Annotated in this window: 12 protein-coding genes; 9 read left to right on the forward strand and 3 right to left on the reverse strand. The window is 54.8% G+C overall.

All coding sequences use genetic code 11. The annotated features are described in order from the left end of the window. Positions 1-14: 14 nt before the first annotated feature. From LN341_RS12945 to LN341_RS12985, 9 genes are all read left to right on the forward strand, one after another. Positions 15-3452 (forward strand): response regulator, encoded by a 3438-nt coding sequence (locus LN341_RS12945; RefSeq protein WP_234203510.1) that lies wholly within the window; start codon positions 15-17, stop codon positions 3450-3452. 843 nt (positions 3453-4295) lie between these two features. Then, positions 4296-5969, forward strand: coding sequence for an ABC transporter substrate-binding protein (locus tag LN341_RS12950; protein WP_234203511.1), 1674 nt, complete (start codon positions 4296-4298; stop codon positions 5967-5969). 140 nt (positions 5970-6109) lie between these two features. Continuing rightward, the gene (locus LN341_RS12955; RefSeq protein WP_234203512.1) at positions 6110-7099 is read left to right on the forward strand and encodes an ABC transporter permease; all 990 of its coding nucleotides are present in this window, start codon (positions 6110-6112) and stop codon (positions 7097-7099) included. Positions 7100-7101: 2 nt separating this feature from the next. Beyond that, positions 7102-8130, forward strand: a complete 1029-nt coding sequence (locus LN341_RS12960) for an ABC transporter permease (protein ID WP_046219058.1) — start codon at positions 7102-7104, stop codon at positions 8128-8130. Continuing rightward, complete coding sequence (locus tag LN341_RS12965) at positions 8130-9095, forward strand: ABC transporter ATP-binding protein (protein WP_046219059.1); 966 nt, start codon at positions 8130-8132, stop codon at positions 9093-9095. The genes LN341_RS12960 and LN341_RS12965 overlap by 1 nt, the downstream gene beginning before the upstream one ends. Before the next feature lie 23 nt (positions 9096-9118). Next, positions 9119-10114, forward strand: coding sequence for an ABC transporter ATP-binding protein (locus LN341_RS12970; protein ID WP_046219060.1), 996 nt, complete (start codon positions 9119-9121; stop codon positions 10112-10114). Positions 10115-10187: 73 nt separating this feature from the next. After that, positions 10188-11927 carry a glycoside hydrolase family 9 protein gene (locus LN341_RS12975; RefSeq protein ID WP_234203513.1) on the forward strand — a complete coding sequence of 580 codons (1740 nt, stop codon included), beginning with the start codon at positions 10188-10190 and terminating at the stop codon, positions 11925-11927. Next, positions 11920-12807, forward strand: coding sequence for a BadF/BadG/BcrA/BcrD ATPase family protein (locus tag LN341_RS12980; protein WP_234203514.1), 888 nt, complete (start codon positions 11920-11922; stop codon positions 12805-12807). Before LN341_RS12975 ends, LN341_RS12980 begins: the two co-directional genes overlap by 8 nt. A gap of 9 nt (positions 12808-12816) precedes the next feature. Next, complete coding sequence (locus LN341_RS12985; RefSeq protein WP_234203515.1) at positions 12817-14736, forward strand: beta-N-acetylhexosaminidase; 1920 nt, start codon at positions 12817-12819, stop codon at positions 14734-14736. 187 nt (positions 14737-14923) lie between these two features. Here the strand turns inward: LN341_RS12985 and gntR are convergent, their stop codons facing one another. The 3 genes from gntR to LN341_RS13000 form a co-directional block, all read right to left on the reverse strand. After that, complete coding sequence (gene gntR / locus LN341_RS12990) at positions 14924-15925, reverse strand: gluconate operon transcriptional repressor GntR (RefSeq protein ID WP_234203516.1); 1002 nt, start codon at positions 15923-15925, stop codon at positions 14924-14926. Between the two features lie 106 nt (positions 15926-16031). Next, positions 16032-17522, reverse strand: a complete 1491-nt coding sequence (gndA, locus tag LN341_RS12995; RefSeq protein ID WP_234203517.1) for an NADP-dependent phosphogluconate dehydrogenase — start codon at positions 17520-17522, stop codon at positions 16032-16034. A 45-nt stretch (positions 17523-17567) separates the two neighbouring features. Continuing rightward, positions 17568-18062, reverse strand: coding sequence for a gluconokinase (locus LN341_RS13000; protein ID WP_046219168.1), 495 nt, complete (start codon positions 18060-18062; stop codon positions 17568-17570). Between the last annotated feature and the right edge of the window lie 43 nt (positions 18063-18105).

Consider the following 18105-nt stretch of genomic DNA (forward strand, 5'->3'; position numbering starts at 1 on the left):
AAGGTCAGCCGGACATGCAAAATACCACCCGTTTTAAACGTCTCCAGCATACGCTGATGCTGGCTTTCCTTTTGCTGAGCCTGATCCCGCTCACGCTATCTTCGCTGTTTTTCCTGCACTCTCACACCCGGGATCTGGCAGAACAGAGTACCAGCCACCTGGCGTCATTACGTGATAACAAACGCCAGCAGCTCAGTGCCTTTTTCACCGCGAAAGAATCGGAAATACAGAGTTTTGTCCGCTCTGAGCTGGCCAATGCCAGTGGCGGACGTTTTTACGGTATTGTCGGCGCATTCCGCCAGCTGGGTGACATCAACCGCCTCAGTCAGGGTGCCACGAACGGCGAATACTTCAGCCGTACCCTGATCACCCGGCCGCCATCCAGTGAAGTGGATAACACTTCTCCTGATTTTATCGTTCAGGAAAGATATCGCCTGATTTACAAACGCTACCACTGGGCCTATGAGGAATATCTGAAACGCTCTGATTTCAGTGACATTCTGCTGGTCGATCTCGACGGCAATGTGGTGTACACCTCTCGCAGCCCGGAATTATTTGCAGCCAGTTTACAGACCGGCAGCGCGCAATATCCGGCACTCAGCCAGACTTACAGCAGCATCAAAACCCTGACCACCCAGTTCAGAGAGCGGCAGTCCCGTGATAGTCACAGGGAAATCAGTGATCGCGAGCCGGAGCAGATGCCTATCGCCTTTACTGATTTTGCCGCCGATGGCAGTAACCGCGAAGCGACTGCCTGGTTCGCCGCCCCGATTATTCAGCATGGTTACCTGCATAGTTACGCTTTCTTTAAACTGAGTAACCGCACCATTGCCGACGTCATGTCCAATCGCAGTGAAGCCAATCAGTACGTTCAGACGCTCCTCGTCGGCCAGGATCATAACCTGCGCCTGCCCAACGACGGCGATTTACCGGCGGAGCTGACCAGTGCCGGGATCGATCATGCACTGGCAGGCCAGGCCGGCGTCGGCAGCTTGCTGAACTTCAACAAGATTCCTGTACTCAGTGCGTATGCTCCGATAGACGTGCTCGGCAACAAATGGGCCCTGGTGGTTGAGTTGCCTGAGCAGGAAGCTTTCTCCCGGATTCATCAACTGGAGGAATTTTTCCTCCTTGCGATTCTGGGAGCCGTTATCCTGGTGACGATTACAGCGCACTGGTTGTCCAATTACATTACTGCGCCTTTGCTGCGTCTGACCTGGGCTGCGGAGCAGGTTTCCGCCGGCGATCTGGACCAGAAAATCACCTCCACCGATCGCCGTGACGAAATTGGCCGTCTGGCGATCAGCTTTGCCAGAATGCAACGCTCGATTCGTGAAAAAATCACCCTGATCCGCGAGCAAAATACCGAGCTGGAACACAATCTGGCCGTCATCCAACAGCAGAACGAAGAACTGCAGGCAGCAGACAAACTCAAAGACGAATTTCTGGCCACCACCTCCCATGAACTGCGTACCCCGCTGCACGGTATGGTCGGCATCGCCGAAGCCATGCTGGCCGGGGCCAACGGGCCAATCCAGCCGGATCAGCAACGTCAGCTGGACATGATCATCAGCAGTGGTCAGCGCCTGACCAAGCTGGTCGACGATTTGCTCGACTACCACAAAATGCGCTACGGCGATCTGGATATCCAGCCCCACGCGGTCGATCTGGCCGCGGCCAACCGCTTAGTGCTGGAACTGTCGGCACATCTGCTTGATGGCAAGCCGGTGCGGATCATCAATCAGATCCCGCCGGATCTGCCCCTCGTGGTTGCTGACGAACAACGCCTGGAACAGATTTTGTACAACCTGGTAGGCAACGCCATTAAGTACACCTCAGAGGGCAAAATTATCCTGTCCGCCACTGTGCTGGAAAGTCAGGTCCGCATTCAGGTGGTCGATACCGGTCAGGGCATACCCGCCGAACAACTGGAGCACATTTTTGAACCCCTGGTGCAGGCCAACACTGGCTCGGCCAACTATCACCAGGGAGCCGGGCTGGGACTGTCCATCAGCCGTCAGCTGATTGAGCTGATGGGCGGCAGCCTGTATGTCAGCAGTCAGCCTATGATAGGGACGACCTTCAGCTTCACCCTGCCACTGGCCACCAAAGAGGACATTGCCCGCAGTCAGCTCAGCGCGCCGCAGCATGGTCATTTTCAGGCGCCGCGCCAGGATGCCAATACCGTCAATATTGATGACTTGCCCGATAACCCGGATGGCGAGCTCTTACTGGTGGTCGACGATGAACCGGTGAACTTACAGGTCGTTACCAGCTTTTTACGCATTGCCGGCTATCGGGTGATCACCGCAGAAAACGGTCAGCAAGCCCTCAGTCTGATGAAAGAGTATCAACCGTCGCTGGTGCTGCTTGATGTCATGATGCCGGGCATGAACGGTTATGAAGTGTGCCAGCAATTGCGGACCCGCTACAGTCTGACTGAACTGCCGGTCATCATGCTGTCTGCATTAGGCCAAGTGCGGGACCGGGTCAAAGGCTTTGAATTTGGTGCCAACGACTACCTGACCAAACCCTTTAATAAAGACGAGCTGACCGCCCGGATCCGGGCCCACCTGCAAGCCGCTCAGACGGAAAAACAGCGCACTGAAAATCAATGGCTGCAGCAGGAAATCCGCCACCGTGAACAGGTACAGCAGGCCCTGCTGGATACCCAGACTCGCCTGCTGGGTCTGCTCGAATCCACCAGCGAGGCCATCCTGTGTACCCGTGAAGATGGCCGTATCCGTTATGCCAATCATGCTGCCGGCCAGCTGTTCCAGCGCGCGCCGGAACAGCTGGAACGCTTATCGATTCAGGATCTGCTGCTGACCCAACTACCTGAGGATATCGAACAGAACCGCCATTACAGCGGCGAACTGACCTATCGGATTCAAGATAGCAAACAGACGCTGACAACCGATCTGATCCAGCTACCCGCCGAGTCCGGGCTCAGCCAGATGTTTATCTTTGACAATCAGGGGCCCAGCTCGGTACAACGTATTGCGTTACTGGAAAATGCCGTGGATGTGCTTTCCGGTTTTGCCACAGATGGCGACAAACACAGCCTGCAGCGCTTACGAGACATGGGCGGCGAGTTCAGCCAGCTGGCAGACCGGCTGGATCACGCTCAGCCGGATAAAGCCGATCAACTGAGACATATACTGGTCGATGTGATGAAAGACTGTCTGCAGTTCTGGGAAACATCCACCGGAAAAACCAAATTTGATCTGGCAGAAGAAAGCGGCTTGTGGCGCGTGTACCTGGACAGGAGCACGCTGCAAACCCGCACCCTGGATAAATATTTACAGCTGGAAACCCTGCCGAAAACACCGCGCTGGCGCACTGTGCTCAACACGCTGGATTTTGTGCTGGAGCGCTGTACCAAAGTGAGCCAGGAAAGAGAGGCCATCATTGAGCAGCGTAACCGGCTCCAGCGCATGATCAGCCAGTGAGTTAACCTCTGTCACCAGAGTAAGACACACCTCCCGCAAGACGCATTTATCAAGCATGCAGATTCCCGCAGCAGCGGGAATCCCGGCAACCGGGTGTCCCCTCACTGTGCCCGAAGCCAGACCAAGTGCTGTCGCTGAGCGGTCAGACACAAAAGGCACAATGTATGTTCCGTCGCCCTCAGCCTCTGCATCAGCAGCCATTCACCCGCTCGCCACTGTATTCGTGTGCTTACAGAGCACTGCACCATGCGGACTTCTCGCCCACAGAGCCGTCCGTCAGTTAATTCTCGTGACGAAAAATAAGCTTACTTTTCATCCAGCATAAAGTACAAACTGCCACCAAGTGATGATGAAAAAATCGCCTGAACCCCAGCAAATCAGGGGCAGCTAATGATAAATTTCATGATATGAGACGCCAATCACAACAAAATCTTCACAAAAAATTTCCGTTTGAAAATAAGGGCTTTTACGCGCCAGTTGAAAGTTCAACATCATTTGAATCAAATGTAAGTATTTAATAAAAATGAAATATTTCAATAGTGAGCACTTACATGAGGATAGTTATCAATTCGTTTCAAGGGTAGGAACGCTGGTGTTTTAGCGTAGAATGGCGGGCGATTTTTACGTTTTTGACAGCAAGCTCCGCGGTTTTGACGTTTTTAACGTGCAATGCAATTGACGATTCATCCCTGAAGTCGTTTCCTTAGGGCACTGAGTGTCCACAGGCCATCTGAACCAGGTCGCTTTACTCAACCGGTGCAGAGTGGATGACCAGCCCCACCATAGATGGAGGGGAACCTAAGTGAAACGTAAACCCTACAAAGCAAAGAGTAAGGAACAGCTATGCTTGCCAACATAAAGAAAACAAAGGTAACACTTGCCATCCTGGCCGCGGCTGCCGCTGCCATGACTTCTCCTGCGATGAGTGCTGAGCGCAGTGAGCTGACCATCGTGCCCGATTTTTATCCGACTCTGGTACGTAACTTCAACCCATATTTGCAAACCAACCTGCGTACCACGACAGACTTCGTTTTTGAGCAACTGGTTATTTTTAACCAAATGCACGGCAACGAGCCAGTCATGCGTCTGGCAAAAGATTTCTATATGTCTGACGACCTGCTGCAAGTCACTTTCGTGATTCGTGACGGCGTGAAATGGTCAGACGGTAAACCCTTTACAGCCAAAGACGTCGCCTTCACCTATGAGTTGCTGAAGAACCACCCGGCACTTGACCAGCGCGGTATCATCAAGTGGGTAAAAGACGTCAAGGTTAACGGCGACAAAATCACTTTCGATCTGACCGAAGCCAACTCCAACGTGCCGTATGAAATGTCTTTCGTTTCTATCGTCCCTGAGCACATCTGGAGCAAAGTGAAAGAGCCAGAAACCTTTGCCAACGAAAACCCGGTCGGTACAGGTCCGTTTACTGAAATCGACACTTTCACACCTCAGCTGTACATCCAGTGCCGTAACCCGTACTACTGGGACAATGCTAACCTGGATGTTGATTGTCTTCGTATGCCTCAGATTGCCAATAATGACCAGCTGCTGAGTAAAGTCATTGCTTCTGAGCTGGACTGGACATCCTCGTTCATCCCGGACATCGACAGCACTTACGCGGCCTCTAACCCGAACCACAAATACTGGTATCCGGCGTCTGGCACCCAGGCTTTCATGCTGAACTTCAAGTCGCCAAAAGAAGGGAACAACGAAGCCATCAACAACGTCGACTTCCGTCGTGCTTTCTCCATGGCGATTGACCGTCAAACCATTATCGACATTGCCTTCTACGGCAGCGGTACGCCAAACCACTATGCGTCTGGCCTGGGTGACGGTTTCAAAGCCTGGTCTGACAATGCGGTTTACAACAAGTACAAAGATTTCAACACCTACAACCTTGAAGGCTCAAAAGCGCTGCTGAAAAAAGCCGGCTTTAAAGACCTTGATGGCGATGGTTTCGTTGAAACACCAAGCGGTAAGAAAATTGAGCTGGACGTGCAATCTCCGAACGGCTGGACTGACTTCAACAACACAGTACAGTTGGCGGTTGAGCAGTTGCAGGAAGCTGGTATCAAGGCGAACGCACGGACCCCTGACTTCGCGGTATACAACGAAGGCATGATCAAAGGGACCTATGATGTAGCGTACACCAACTACTTCCACGGTGCAGATCCGCATCTGTACTGGAACAGCGGTTACAACTCCCGCCTGCAGGGCGAAGGAAACCCACGTTTTGCGATGCACTTCTTTAAGAATGCCGAGCTAGACAAACTGCTGGATGGTTTCTACAAAACAGCAAACAAAGACGAGCAGAAGAAAATGGCCAATCAGATTCAGGCAATCATTGCTGAAAATCAGATCACCATTCCTGTGATGTCCAGTGCAGATATGTTCCAGTACAACACCACCCGCTTCACGGGCTGGTGGAACGAGAAGCACCCGAACGGCCGTCCAATGGTTTGGGCTGGTGTTCCAGAGCGTTTACTTCAAGTCATTGACCTGAAACCAAAATCATAATTATTGCTTAACTTGCGGTGCGTGTTCTGCGCACCGCCTCTTCCCCCACACTGTGTACAGTATGGCGCCTGGCGTCAGGGGGTTTTTCGTCCAGAGTTCAGCCCAGAGTCGTAAGTCACTGGTTGGGAAAGGTGTGAGTTATGGGATTTTTTCTACGTCGTTTATCGTTCTACCTGGTTGCCTTGCTGTTTGCAGCCACGTTGAACTTCGCAATTCCCCGGGCGATGCCCGGCGATCCGGTGACTATGATGTTTGCCAATGCTTCCGTTCAGGTGACTGCTGAACGTATTGAAGCGATGAAAAAACTGCTTGGCTTTGATGAAACACAAGAGTGGTACCAGCAGTATTTCACCTATATCCAAAGTATCCTCAACTGGGATCTGGGTATCTCTATCAAATTTTATCCGCAGACCGTGACCGAAATATTGGGCGGGGCGGTCGGCTGGTCAATGTTCCTGGCCGGTTCTGCTGTCATCCTGGCCTTTTGCATCGGCTCTGTGCTGGGTATTTTCGCCGCCTGGAAACGCGGCAGTAAATATGACGCCTTTGTCTCTCCCGGTATGCTGGTGATCCAGGCCGTTCCGCCTGTGGTAATCGCCATGCTGGTGCTGTTCACTTTCGGCCTCGGACTAAAGTGGTTCCCGACCAGCTATGCCTACACGCCTGGTACCTTGCCTGACTGGACCAGCTGGGCCTTCTATAAAGACGTGCTGTATCACGCCGTTCTCCCGTTAGTCTGTGCCACAGCCATTCAGATCGGCGGCTTTTTGATCAGCATGCGTAATAACATGATCAACCTGCTCAACGAAGACTATATCACCATGGCCAAAGGCAAAGGGCTGAATGAAAACCGCGTGGTTTTCAACTATGCCGCCCGAAACGCCATGCTGCCAAGCGTGACTGCCCTGTCCATGGCGCTGGGCATGGCAATTGGCGGTCAGCTGATTGTCGAAATCATCTTTAACTATCCGGGCCTGGGCACTGTGATGCTCAATGCCATTCACGCCCGTGACTATCAGGTTCTGCAAGGTCAGCTGCTGATCATGACGCTGTTTATGCTGTTCTTTAACTTCCTGGCCGATCTGCTGATCGTGGCACTGGATCCTCGCCTGCGTAAGGGAGGCAAATAATCATGAAAGGTTTAATCAAACTACTCTCAAACAACAATAAAGCACTGGCCGGCTTAATCATTATCAGTGTGTTTATCCTGGCCGCTGTGTTTGCCCCTTTGATCACCAAGCATGAGCCTGACCGCCGTACCGGTAATCCGCACGAGTACCCAGCCTTTATCGTGAAAGCCGCTCAAAACGACCCTGACAGCTGGGTGGCACAGAATCTGGCCGATAACAGCCGTACCCTGCGGTTATCCAAAAATGCCGATCATGTCCTGGGCACCTCACGCATGGGCCGTGATATCTGGTCGCAACTGGTATACGGCGCCCGGACATCGCTGGCCGTCGGTTTCGGTGCCGGTCTGATGGTCTGCTTCCTGGCAACAGTGATCGGTGTGTCTGCCGGTTATTTTGGCGGCCGGATTGACGACACCCTGACCGCCGCGATGAATATCATGCTGGTGATGCCTCAGCTCCCCATTCTGTTCGTTATCGCCGCCTTTATCGGCCAGGCCGGACCGCTGACGATTGCCGTGGTTATCGCCCTGACCTCCTGGGCATGGGGCGCACGTGTGGTCCGGGCGCAAACCCTGTCGCTGCGCGAAAAAGAGTTTGTCAAAGCCGCTGAAGTTCTTGGGGAATCTTCCTGGCGCATCATCTTTGTCGAAATTCTGCCGAACCTGATTTCGATTATCGGCGCCAGCTTCATCGGCTCTGTGATGCTCGCCATCATGACAGAGGCCACCCTGTCCTTCCTTGGCCTGGGCGATCCGAACTCGATCAGCTGGGGCGTGATGCTGTACAACGTACAGACTTCTTCTTCCATGCTGGTTGGTGCCTGGTGGGAACTGCTGGCCCCCTGTGTGGCCCTGACGCTGATTGCCATCGGACTGGCGATGCTGAACTTCGCCGTGGATGAGATTGCCAACCCGCAGCTGCGTTCACACAAAGGCTTGCGCCGCTGGCAGAACATGGCCAAGAAAAACCAACAGGCACAGCCTGCCACCGCAACGACCGTTCAGCCTGCACTGCAAGGAGGAGAGAAGTAATGACGACTCCACAAATTTCAATTCGCAACCTGTGCGTCGACTATATTACCGACGCCGGTGATGTCCGCGCCGTCAACGATGTCAGCTTTGACATTGGTAAAGGAGAAGTGTTCGGACTGGCAGGCGAGTCTGGCTGTGGTAAATCTACCGTTGCCTTTTCCCTGATGCGTCTGCACAAGCCGCCTGCGTTCATTACCGGCGGGGAAGTGTTGTTCGACGGTCACGGCGATATCCTGAAATTCAGCGACCAGAAGCTCAACAGCTTTCGCTGGAGCGAAATTTCTATGGTATTCCAGAGTGCGATGAACGCCCTCAACCCGGTACTGACCATGGAAGAGCAGTTCTGTGATGTAATCATGCGTCACACCAACATGACCCGGGAGCAGGCCGTGCGCCGCGCTCAGGGGTTGCTGGAGATCGTGGATATCCACCCGGACCGGCTGAGTGACTACCCGCATCAGTTTTCCGGTGGTATGCGCCAACGCCTGGTGATCGCCATTGCATTGGCACTCAATCCAAAGCTGATCATCATGGACGAACCAACCACGGCGTTGGATGTGGTGGTTCAGCGCGAGATCCTGCAAAAGATCTATGCCCTGAAAGAAGAATTCGGTTTCGCCATTTTGTTCATCACCCATGACCTGTCTCTGATGGTCGAGTTCTCGGATCGCATCGGCATCATGTATTCCGGTGAACTGGTTGAAGTCGCGCCGTCAAAGCAGATTTTGCAATCCCCGTTTCACCCTTACACCCAGGGTCTGGGCAGCTCGTTTCCACCACTGACCGGGCCAAAAACCCGTCTGACCGGTATTCCGGGCAACCCGCTCAACCTGCTGGAAGTGCCTCAGGGCTGCCGATTCCAGGCGCGCTGCAGCCAAGCGCACGACGCCTGCTTCTCGCAAAGCACACAGCTTCGCCAACTGGAACCCGGCCGTTTTAGCAACTGCCACCTGTACAACAAGTGATAACAAGAAGGATCGGAGGCAAAATGAGCAATCCAGTCGGAACACCCATTATCGAAGGGAAAAACCTGGTCAAAGACTTTTCGGTCAACAGTAACTCGCTGAAAAAATCCAAGATGCGGGCACTGAATCAGGTGTCGTTCAAAATGTATAAGAGTCGCGGCCTGGCGGTGGTGGGAGAATCCGGTTCCGGTAAATCCACCACAGCAAAAATGATCGCCAAAATGTACGAGCCCACTTCAGGGGCTATCGAATATTTCGGTCGCGATATTCAGGACATCACCAAAAAAAGCGAGCTGATGCAGTACCGTCAGGGGGTACAAATGGTGTGGCAGGATCCGTTCGGATCGCTCAACCCGACCCATACGATTTTTCACCACCTGGCCCGTCCCTTACTGATCCACAACAAGGTCAGCCGGGGCAATAAAAAAGAGCTGGAAGAGCGAGTGTACGATCTGCTGGAGCAAGTCGGGCTGATCCCGCCCAAAGCCACCGCCGAAAAGTACCCGCATCAGCTCTCTGGCGGACAGCGTCAGCGCGTCAATCTGGCCCGCAATATCGCGGTCGGCGCCGAAGTGGTCCTGGCCGACGAGCCGACCTCCATGCTGGATGTCTCGATTCGTGCCGGTGTCCTGAACCTGATGGAAGAGATGAAGTTTGAGCGCGAGATGGCGCTGCTTTATATCACCCACGATATCGCCACGGCGCGCTATATCGCCGAAGATCTGGCCGTGATGTATGTGGGTCACATGGTGGAATGGGGAGATACCGAAGAGATCATTCATCACCCGCAGCACCCTTACACCCAGTTGCTGGTCTCAGCCGTGCCGGATCCGAGTAAGTCGATCCATGAGCCGTTAGCGGGTAACAAAGGGGATATTCCGCTGTGGACACCAGACAGTGTCGGCTGTCCGTTTGCAGGCCGTTGTGTGCACGCAACCGAGCAGTGCCGTCAACGCCTGCCGGAAGTCACCCAGTTGGCAGAAAACCATTTTGTCCGCTGTTATCTGTTCGATAGCTGATGGCAGCTGAATAACAAATCACAGCGAACATCGCTGAAAAGTCAACAATCACTCACGATAACAAAGGAAAGCTATGCAGTTGTTAATCAACCATCTCGGTTATGAACGCACAGGTCATAAAGTTGCCATCGTTCAGCATCAGGCCGCTTTATCCCTGACGCAGGCGACCCTGATCCGCAGTGACGACCGACAAGCTGTGATGCAACTGCCGCTCTCTCAAAGCCAGCGCACAGATCAGTGGCACACAGGCACGGCAACACCCATCGATTTCAGTCGCTGGCAGGAAGCAGGACGCTACCGAATCCGCTTCGGTGAGCTTGAGTCCGCTGATTTTGAAATTGCTGACGGCTTGCTGATGCAGCGCACTTTCAGTGATGTGCTGCATTATTTCAAATCCCAGCGCTGTGGCGGCAAATTTGATCGGCACGATCATGCCGTCCCGCTGTTTGGTCATCAGGACACAGTCGTCGACGCCCATGGCGGCTGGTACGACGCCTCGGGCGATGTCAGTAAATACCTGAGTCACCTGTCCTATGCCAATTACCTCAATCCGCAGCAGACGCCTATGGTGGTGTGGAATATGCTCACCGCCTTTGAGTCGCTGCAGGGTGATCCCGCATTTGCGGATTTTTCCCGCGTCCGCCTGATTGAAGAGGCACTTTTTGGCGCGGATTTTTTACTGCGGATGCATGCACCGCAGGGTTATTTTTATATGACAGTGTTCGATAAGTGGAGTAAGTCCACCGGGCAACGGGAGATTTGTAGCTATTCAACGCAGGAGGGCATCAAAGCTGACACCTACCAGGCCGCTTTTCGTCAGGGCGGCGGCATTGCGATTGCCGCCCTGGCCGCGGCTGCCAGGCTGGTTCGCAGTCCGGCAGTGGAAAAACTGGATCTGGGGGAGATAAACAATACCGACGCCTATCTGGAATCTGCCCAGACGGCTTACTGGCACCTGAAAACCCACAACTGCCAGTATCTGGATAATGGCGAAGAAAACATCATTGACGAATATTGCGCGCTGCTGGCGGCAGTTGAGCTGTTCAAAGCCACCGAGCAAACCCGCTATCTCAGCGAAGCCCGTGACTGGGCGGAACGACTCGCTGCCCGTCAGCAGTCTGATCACCAGCAGCAGCATTACTGGAGTGCAAACGCTGATGGCAGCCGGCCGTATTTTCATGCCGCAGAGGCAGGTCTGCCGGTCATCAGTTTGCTGCAGTATTTACAGATTGAATCTGACAGGCACCGCCTGAACACGATCGAAGCTGTGCTGGACAATGCACTGCACTTTGAACTGAACATCACCCAGTCGGCCGCGAATCCGTTTGGCTATCCGCGCCAGTATGTCAAAGCCGTGGATGGTGACAAGCACAGTGCCTTCTTTATTCCGCACAACAATGAAAGCGGCTACTGGTGGCAGGGAGAGAATGCCAGACTCGGCTCTCTCGCCGCCATGGCCTTCATGGCTGCTCCGGTGGTGCACAACAGCGAACTGCGCCACCGGCTGAAAGATTACGGTCATCAGCTCCTGAACTGGATGTTGGGCCTCAACCCCTTCGATATGAGCATGCTGGACGGACACGGCCGAAATAATCCGGTTTATCTGCCCGAATTAGGTTTTTTCAATGCCAAAGGCGGTATCTGTAATGGCATTACCTCAGGGTTTGACAATGAATCGGATATTGCCTTTGCGCCGCCGGCCCAGGCCGGTGACATGCTGCAGAACTGGCGCTGGGGGGAGCAGTGGATCCCGCATGCCGCCTGGTATCTGCTCGCGATCGTGATGCAATGTAAGGAGCGCCGCCATGGCTGATGATTTACGTTTTCTGGTCGGGATTGACGGCGGCGGCACCTCTTGCCGGGCACGCCTTTGCGATCAAAACGGCCGGATCCTGGCTGAAGCGAAAACCGGCAGTGCCAATATTCTGCTCGGCGCGGAAGTTGCCATGGCATCGATACAAGATGCGATTGCAACCGCCGCGTCACAAGCCGGCCTGACTGAGGCCGACTTTTCACACATGGCTGTCGGTCTGGCACTGGCCGGTGCTGAACATCGCAAAGCCTGGTACGACTTCATGGCCCTGCCTCATCCCTATGGCAGGCTGGTGCTCAACACAGACGGCTACGGCGCCTGTCTTGGCGCCTGGAACGGGCAGGACGGTGCCATTTTCATTGCCGGTACCGGCTCGGTTGGTATTCTCCGCCGCGGCAAGGAGATCACTGTGCTGGGCGGACGGGAATTTCCGATTTCCGATCAGGGCAGCGGCGCCATCATGGGCCTGCGGCTCATTCAGCAGGTATTGCTGAGCGTTGACGGCATCGTGCCTCAGACCGAACTGGTCCACCATGTGCTGGCGCACTTCGATCACGATATTGATGCCATCGTCGAATGGTCAAAAACTGCCCGTCCTTGTGATTATGGCCAGTTTTCCCCGCAGATTTTCCAACTGTCAGCGCAAAACGACAGCCTGGCAGTGGCCTTACTTCAGCAGACGGCCGCAGATATTGAGATGTGGCTGAACGCCCTGCTGACGCGCGGTGCCGAACAAGTGTGTCTGATGGGGGGGATTGGCGAGCGCATCGCTCCCTGGCTGACACCTGCTATTCAACGCCGACTGGCTGCTCCGCAGGGAGATGCCATGGATGGCGCCATACTGATCGCCCAGGGCGATCATAACCTGTATCCATTATAAGGGGCTATCATGAGCTATCGCCTTGATTTAACGGTTATCAATCAAACCGATACGGAATCCCGCTTCGCGCTGACCTTACACAATCTGGGTGATCAGGCGCTGGAAGCCTGGTCCCTGGCTTTTATCCTCAGTCGCTGGATTGAACCAGCTTCAGTCTCACATGGTGTGCTGACGCAAACTGGCAGTTACTGCACTCTGTCAGCGTCAGACGCTGCAGCCCTGGCGCCCAACAGCCATTTCTATACCGAGTTTTCCATCAAGACCCCGCCGCTCAGTCTGCATGGTGACGGCGTGATTGACGCTTGCCTGTATGCCAATCAGCAAGGCGAAGCACTGCCGGTCACTGTGACCCCGGTGAACCTGAAAAACCCGGTACAGGACCGACTGACGCTTGAGTTACCAGCACCCAAGACGATTAACCTGATCCCCGCTCCCGCCAGTCTGAAAACCTTAGCGGGCGAATTTCGGTTTACCCGTCATACCGCACTGGCTGAATTTCCTGAAGCGGCGCAGGGCAGCGTGAACTGGCTGCAGCAGGAGTTGGCCCATTGGCTGGACACGCCACTGCCGGTCGGTCCCGGCGGCAATATCCATTATCAGACGCGCGCCGATCTGGCCGACGGTGCCTATCATATGCTGGTCGAGCATGATCACATCTGGCTGGAAGCCAGCTCCGGTGCCGGATTCAGCCATGCGACAGCCAGTCTGCTGCAGTTGCTGCCAGCTCAGCCAACCCATCAGATTGAGCACGCGCTCAGCGTGCCTATGGTAGAAATTAACGATGAGCCGCAATATGGCCATCGCGGCATGATGCTCGATTGCGCACGCCATTTTCATTCCGTGACCCGGATCAAAAAGCTGCTCGATCAGCTTGCCCGTTATAAATTTAACACCTTCCACTGGCACCTGACCGATGATGAAGGCTGGCGGATTGAGATTGACGCCTACCCTGCCCTGACTGAGATTGGCGCATGGCGCGGGCCGCAAGAACCCCTGCTCCCGCAGTTTTCGACCGTTGATCGTCGGTACGGCGGCTTTTATACCAAGCAGCAGATCCGGGATATCGTGGCCTATGCCGCCGATCGGGGCATTCAGGTGATCCCGGAAATCGACATTCCCGGCCATTGCCGGGCTGCCATCAAATCGCTGCCTGAGCTGCTGGTTGATGAAGCGGATCGCTCGCAATACCGCAGCATCCAGAATTATTCGGACAACATTCTGTCACCGGCTCTGCCTGGGACTTACACCTTCCTGACTACAGTGCTGGATGAGGTCTGTGAATTGTTCCCGGCGCCCTTCCTGCATGTGGGGGCGGATGAAGTACCCAACGGTGTCTGGACCGACAGCCCGGCGTGCCGCGAACTGATGGCCCAGGAAGGCTATGAAGACCCGTTTGAGCTGCAAGGTCATATTTTACGCTTTGTTGAAAACTACCTGGCCGGAAAAGGCAAGCGGATGCTCGGCTGGCAGGAAGTGGTGAAAGGTGACAAGGTCAGTCAAAACACCATCGTCATGCCATGGATGAATGAGCAGGCCGGACTGGACTGTGCGGATAAAGGCTATCAGGTGATCATGCAGCCTGCGCAGTACACCTACCTGGATCTGGCGCAGGGACATTCCGCCGAGGAAGCCGGTGCCAACTGGGCAGGGTTCTTACCGCTGGAAACTGTGTACAGCTATCGCCCGCTGGCCGAGCTGGAACCCAGCGATCCCAAGCTGAAGCAGATCATGGGGATTCAGTGCGCGCTATGGTGTGAGCATGTCTACAGCCAGGCGAGGTTTGAATACCTGCTCTATCCACGCCTGCTGGCGGTCAGCGAAGTCTGCTGGTGTCCGCCGGAGCAGCGTGACTGGGATGATTTCAAAGCCCGTTTGCATGGCCAGCTGTCCTATTTAGACCGGGTGGGGCTGAACTACCGCCAGGGGTAACCAAACATGTCCAGAGCCCGGTTGCCGTGGTGAGCTGCGGGCGGGTTCTGTCGTGTGTCGTGAAGTGTCTTTTGCATCCTATATGGTTGTGTTGGCAATAAGTTCGGGGACCTCTGGTCCCCTTTTTTTGTCTGCAACCGACTTGAGAAAGCGCTCAGTGTGCGGAAAATTCCCCCGCGCAAAAACGCTAAATACTCTCGCCCAGCTCGATTTTCACATCCAGGGTAATCACCTTTTCTGTCGCAGGTTCACCACGCAGCCGCTGCAGGATCTGCTCGGCGGCGACATAGCCAATTCGCTCTCGCGGTGTGATCACAGTCGCCAAACGCGGCACCATCACCTGACTGATGTCATGGCCGTGAAAACCAGCCACCGCCATTTGCTCCGGCACCTGGATCCCTAACCGCTGGCACTCATAAATCGCCCCGATCGCCAGGTCATCATTGGTACAGAAAATTCCGTCGGCATCCGGATATTGTGTCAGTGACTGCCGCAATAACCCGGCCCCTAAGCTGAACGAGGAGGCTTCCTCAGTCTGAATGCTGCGCGGCTCCAGGCCGTGTTTTCTCATCACCTGCTGATAACCGGTAAAGCGCAAGTGGGTCCGGGCATCCATCCGGGCGGCAAAGTACACGATATGGCGGCGCCCCCGTGCGATCATCTGCTCTGTCATCGCCTCAGCGGCGGCCTGATTATCAAACCCCACCGCCTGAGCAATGGCCGGGGAAACCGAATCCATGATTTCCACCACAGGCACCCCGGCGGTATTGAGCATTTTCCGCGCCCGCTCGGTATGCACGCTTTCTGACAAAATAATGGCATCCACATTGTAGGACAGCAAAGAGGCAATGTTTTTCTCTTCAACCTCTGCACTATAGCCATAGTGTGCCAGCATGGTCTGATAACCGGCAGGGCCGGTGACCTTTTCAATGCCCCGGATCACTTCCGCAAAGACCTGGTTGGTGAGTGAGGGAACCAGCACGCCAATGGCATAACTTTTGGCATTGGACAAAATATCGGGAGCACGGTTGGGAATGTATCCCAGCTCCTCGACAGCGGCGGCAATTTTGCTCTGCAAGGCCGCGGAAACCTGTCCGGGATCGCGCAGATAACGACTGACCGTCATCTTGGTCACTCCGACCAGGTTCGCAACATCCTGCAACGTCGGGCGTTTGTTTTTGATTGTCATGGTATTTTTCATGTATCGGATTGGGCTCAACAGCCCCAAGATTACCACAAGCCTTGCTTGCGGTTTGTAAGCTGGCGCAAAAAGAAACAGGCCCTCAGGCCTGTTTTTATGACACTTTGTTTTGCACGCGCGGTGACTGGCTCCAGCTCAGATGGAAGGCGTCCGCCTCCGGCTGGTCAATACGGGCGTAAGTGTGAGCGCCAAAGTAATCGCGCTGGGCCTGTAACAGATTGGCCGGCAGCACCGCGCTGCGCAGGGTATCGAAATAGTGCAGCGCTGAGCTGATCCCCGGCATGGCAACACCGGCCAGGCTGGCAGCCGCAACCGCTTTACGCCAGTTTAACTGACGCTCGGTGAGCTGAAGACGAAAGTGGTCAGCGAGCAGCAGGTTGTCCAGATCCGGCTGCTGTTCAAAGGCACGACTGATATCCTGCAGGAAAATAGCGCGAATAATGCAGCCGGCACGCCAGATCCGGGCAATCACGGCGTAATCCAGCGGCCATCCCTGCTCGGCGGCTGTGGTTTTCATCAGCGCAAACCCTTGTGCGTAGGTACACAGCTTGGCGCAGTAGAGTGCATCGTGCAGCTGGGCGATCAGCTCGGCTTTATCCAGAGCCTGCGTCTCATCCACGACCAGTGCAAGCGACTCAGCGGCCTGCACCCGCAGAGATTTCATCCCGCTCATCGCGCGGGCAAACACCGCCTGGGCAATTGTCGGTGCAGGACTGGCGACTTCCAGGCTGTTGACGGCTGTCCACAAGCCGGTGCCTTTCTGCCCGGCTTTATCCAGGATCATTTCCACCAGCGGCCGGTCGGAGTCCGGATCCTGCTGCTGCAAAATATCGGCACTGATTTCCATCAGATAACTGTTCAGTACCCCCTGATTCCAACGGGCAAAGATTTCGCCTATCTCTGCAGCAGGCAGATTGAGCTGCTGGCTGAGAAACTGATACGCCTCGCAGATCAACTGCATATCAGCGTATTCAATGCCGTTATGCACCATCTTTACATAATGGCCGGCCCCGTCTGGTCCAAGATAAGCGGCACAGGCCTCGCCCTGACTCATTGGCGGCAGCGGTTTCCCCGCATCGTCGACCTGCGCGGCAATCGCGCTCCACATCGGACCAACCTGCTGCCATGCGGCGGCACTGCCGCTGGCCATCAGAGCCGGGCCATGACGGGCACCTTCTTCACCGCCAGAGACCGCGGTACTGAAAAACTGAAACTGTCCCTGAAACTGCTCATCGCGGGCCAGGGTGTCCGTCCACAGGCTGTTGCCGGTATCAATCACGGTATCTTGTGGTTCCAGTCCGGCTGCCAGTAATGCAGCAATTACGGCATCGACCGGTTTTCCTGCCGGCACAGACAAGGCAATCACCCGTGGCGATGCTAACGCCGCCAGGAGCTGTGGTAAGGATTCACAGGCCGTAAACGGCGCTTTGGCCAATTGTTCCGCTTGCTGCTTGATTTGCTGCACCAGAGACGCCTGCAAATCATAACCGGCCACCGCAAAGCCGTGTTCCAGCAAATTCAGCGTCAGGTTTCGCCCCATCACGCCTAAACCAATCATGGCAATATTGCACTGGGTTGATGTCATTCGTTTTTCCTTTCCTGCCATCAGTGGCTCAAATTGACCGCCCTTTCAGGCGGGCGACAGTTGCGCAAGAATATCCTGCAGTACCGCATGCTGAGACTGGCGGATATCAATAAACAGGGCTTCATCCGGCTCCGGCTCAACCAGAGTCGCAAACTGGCTTTCCAGCATGCCGCGACCGTTAAAATAGTGATCCGCACGTTGCTGATGCCGGTTCCAGATCGTGTCGAAATCCCCCTGCAGATAGACAATTTCCAGCCCGTCGATCCCGGCACGCAGCTGGCGGCGATATTCAGGTTTCAGTGCAGAGCAGGCCAGCACTGCATTGGGAGTTTCCCGCAACAGCTGATTGAGCCGCGCGAGCCACTCCGCCCTGTCCTCATCATTGAGCGGTACGCCTTCACTCATTTTTCGGACATTCTCCGGTGAGTGAAAATCATCGCCATCAAAAAAGTTCAGTCCCAGCGCTGCTGCCAGCGAGCTGCCAATCAGACTCTTACCGCAACCGGAGACGCCCATTACAATTATCTTTCTTGGTTTCATCGCCATTATCCTGCCCTGCTCATATCGCAGGGCTATTCCTTAT

It is taken from the genome of Photobacterium sp. TLY01 (genome assembly GCF_021432065.1).
GTDB classification, from domain to species: Bacteria; Pseudomonadota; Gammaproteobacteria; order Enterobacterales; family Vibrionaceae; genus Photobacterium; species Photobacterium halotolerans_A.

Excerpts from the sequence above, each read along its gene's own strand:
- LN341_RS12945 (WP_234203510.1), top strand. The coding sequence starts at position 15 with ATGCAAAATACCACCCGTTTTAAACGTCTCCAGCATACGCTGATGCTG.
- gntR (WP_234203516.1), bottom strand. The coding sequence starts at position 15,925 with ATGACAATCAAAAACAAACGCCCGACGTTGCAGGATGTTGCGAACCTG.
- LN341_RS12970 (WP_046219060.1), top strand. The coding sequence starts at position 9,119 with ATGAGCAATCCAGTCGGAACACCCATTATCGAAGGGAAAAACCTGGTC.
- LN341_RS12980 (WP_234203514.1), top strand. The coding sequence starts at position 11,920 with ATGGCTGATGATTTACGTTTTCTGGTCGGGATTGACGGCGGCGGCACC.
- LN341_RS12950 (WP_234203511.1), top strand. The coding sequence starts at position 4,296 with ATGCTTGCCAACATAAAGAAAACAAAGGTAACACTTGCCATCCTGGCC.
- LN341_RS12985 (WP_234203515.1), top strand. The coding sequence starts at position 12,817 with ATGAGCTATCGCCTTGATTTAACGGTTATCAATCAAACCGATACGGAA.
- LN341_RS12960 (WP_046219058.1), top strand. The coding sequence starts at position 7,102 with ATGAAAGGTTTAATCAAACTACTCTCAAACAACAATAAAGCACTGGCC.
- LN341_RS12965 (WP_046219059.1), top strand. The coding sequence starts at position 8,130 with ATGACGACTCCACAAATTTCAATTCGCAACCTGTGCGTCGACTATATT.
- LN341_RS12975 (WP_234203513.1), top strand. The coding sequence starts at position 10,188 with ATGCAGTTGTTAATCAACCATCTCGGTTATGAACGCACAGGTCATAAA.
- LN341_RS13000 (WP_046219168.1), bottom strand. The coding sequence starts at position 18,062 with ATGAAACCAAGAAAGATAATTGTAATGGGCGTCTCCGGTTGCGGTAAG.
- gndA (WP_234203517.1), bottom strand. The coding sequence starts at position 17,522 with ATGACATCAACCCAGTGCAATATTGCCATGATTGGTTTAGGCGTGATG.
- LN341_RS12955 (WP_234203512.1), top strand. The coding sequence starts at position 6,110 with ATGGGATTTTTTCTACGTCGTTTATCGTTCTACCTGGTTGCCTTGCTG.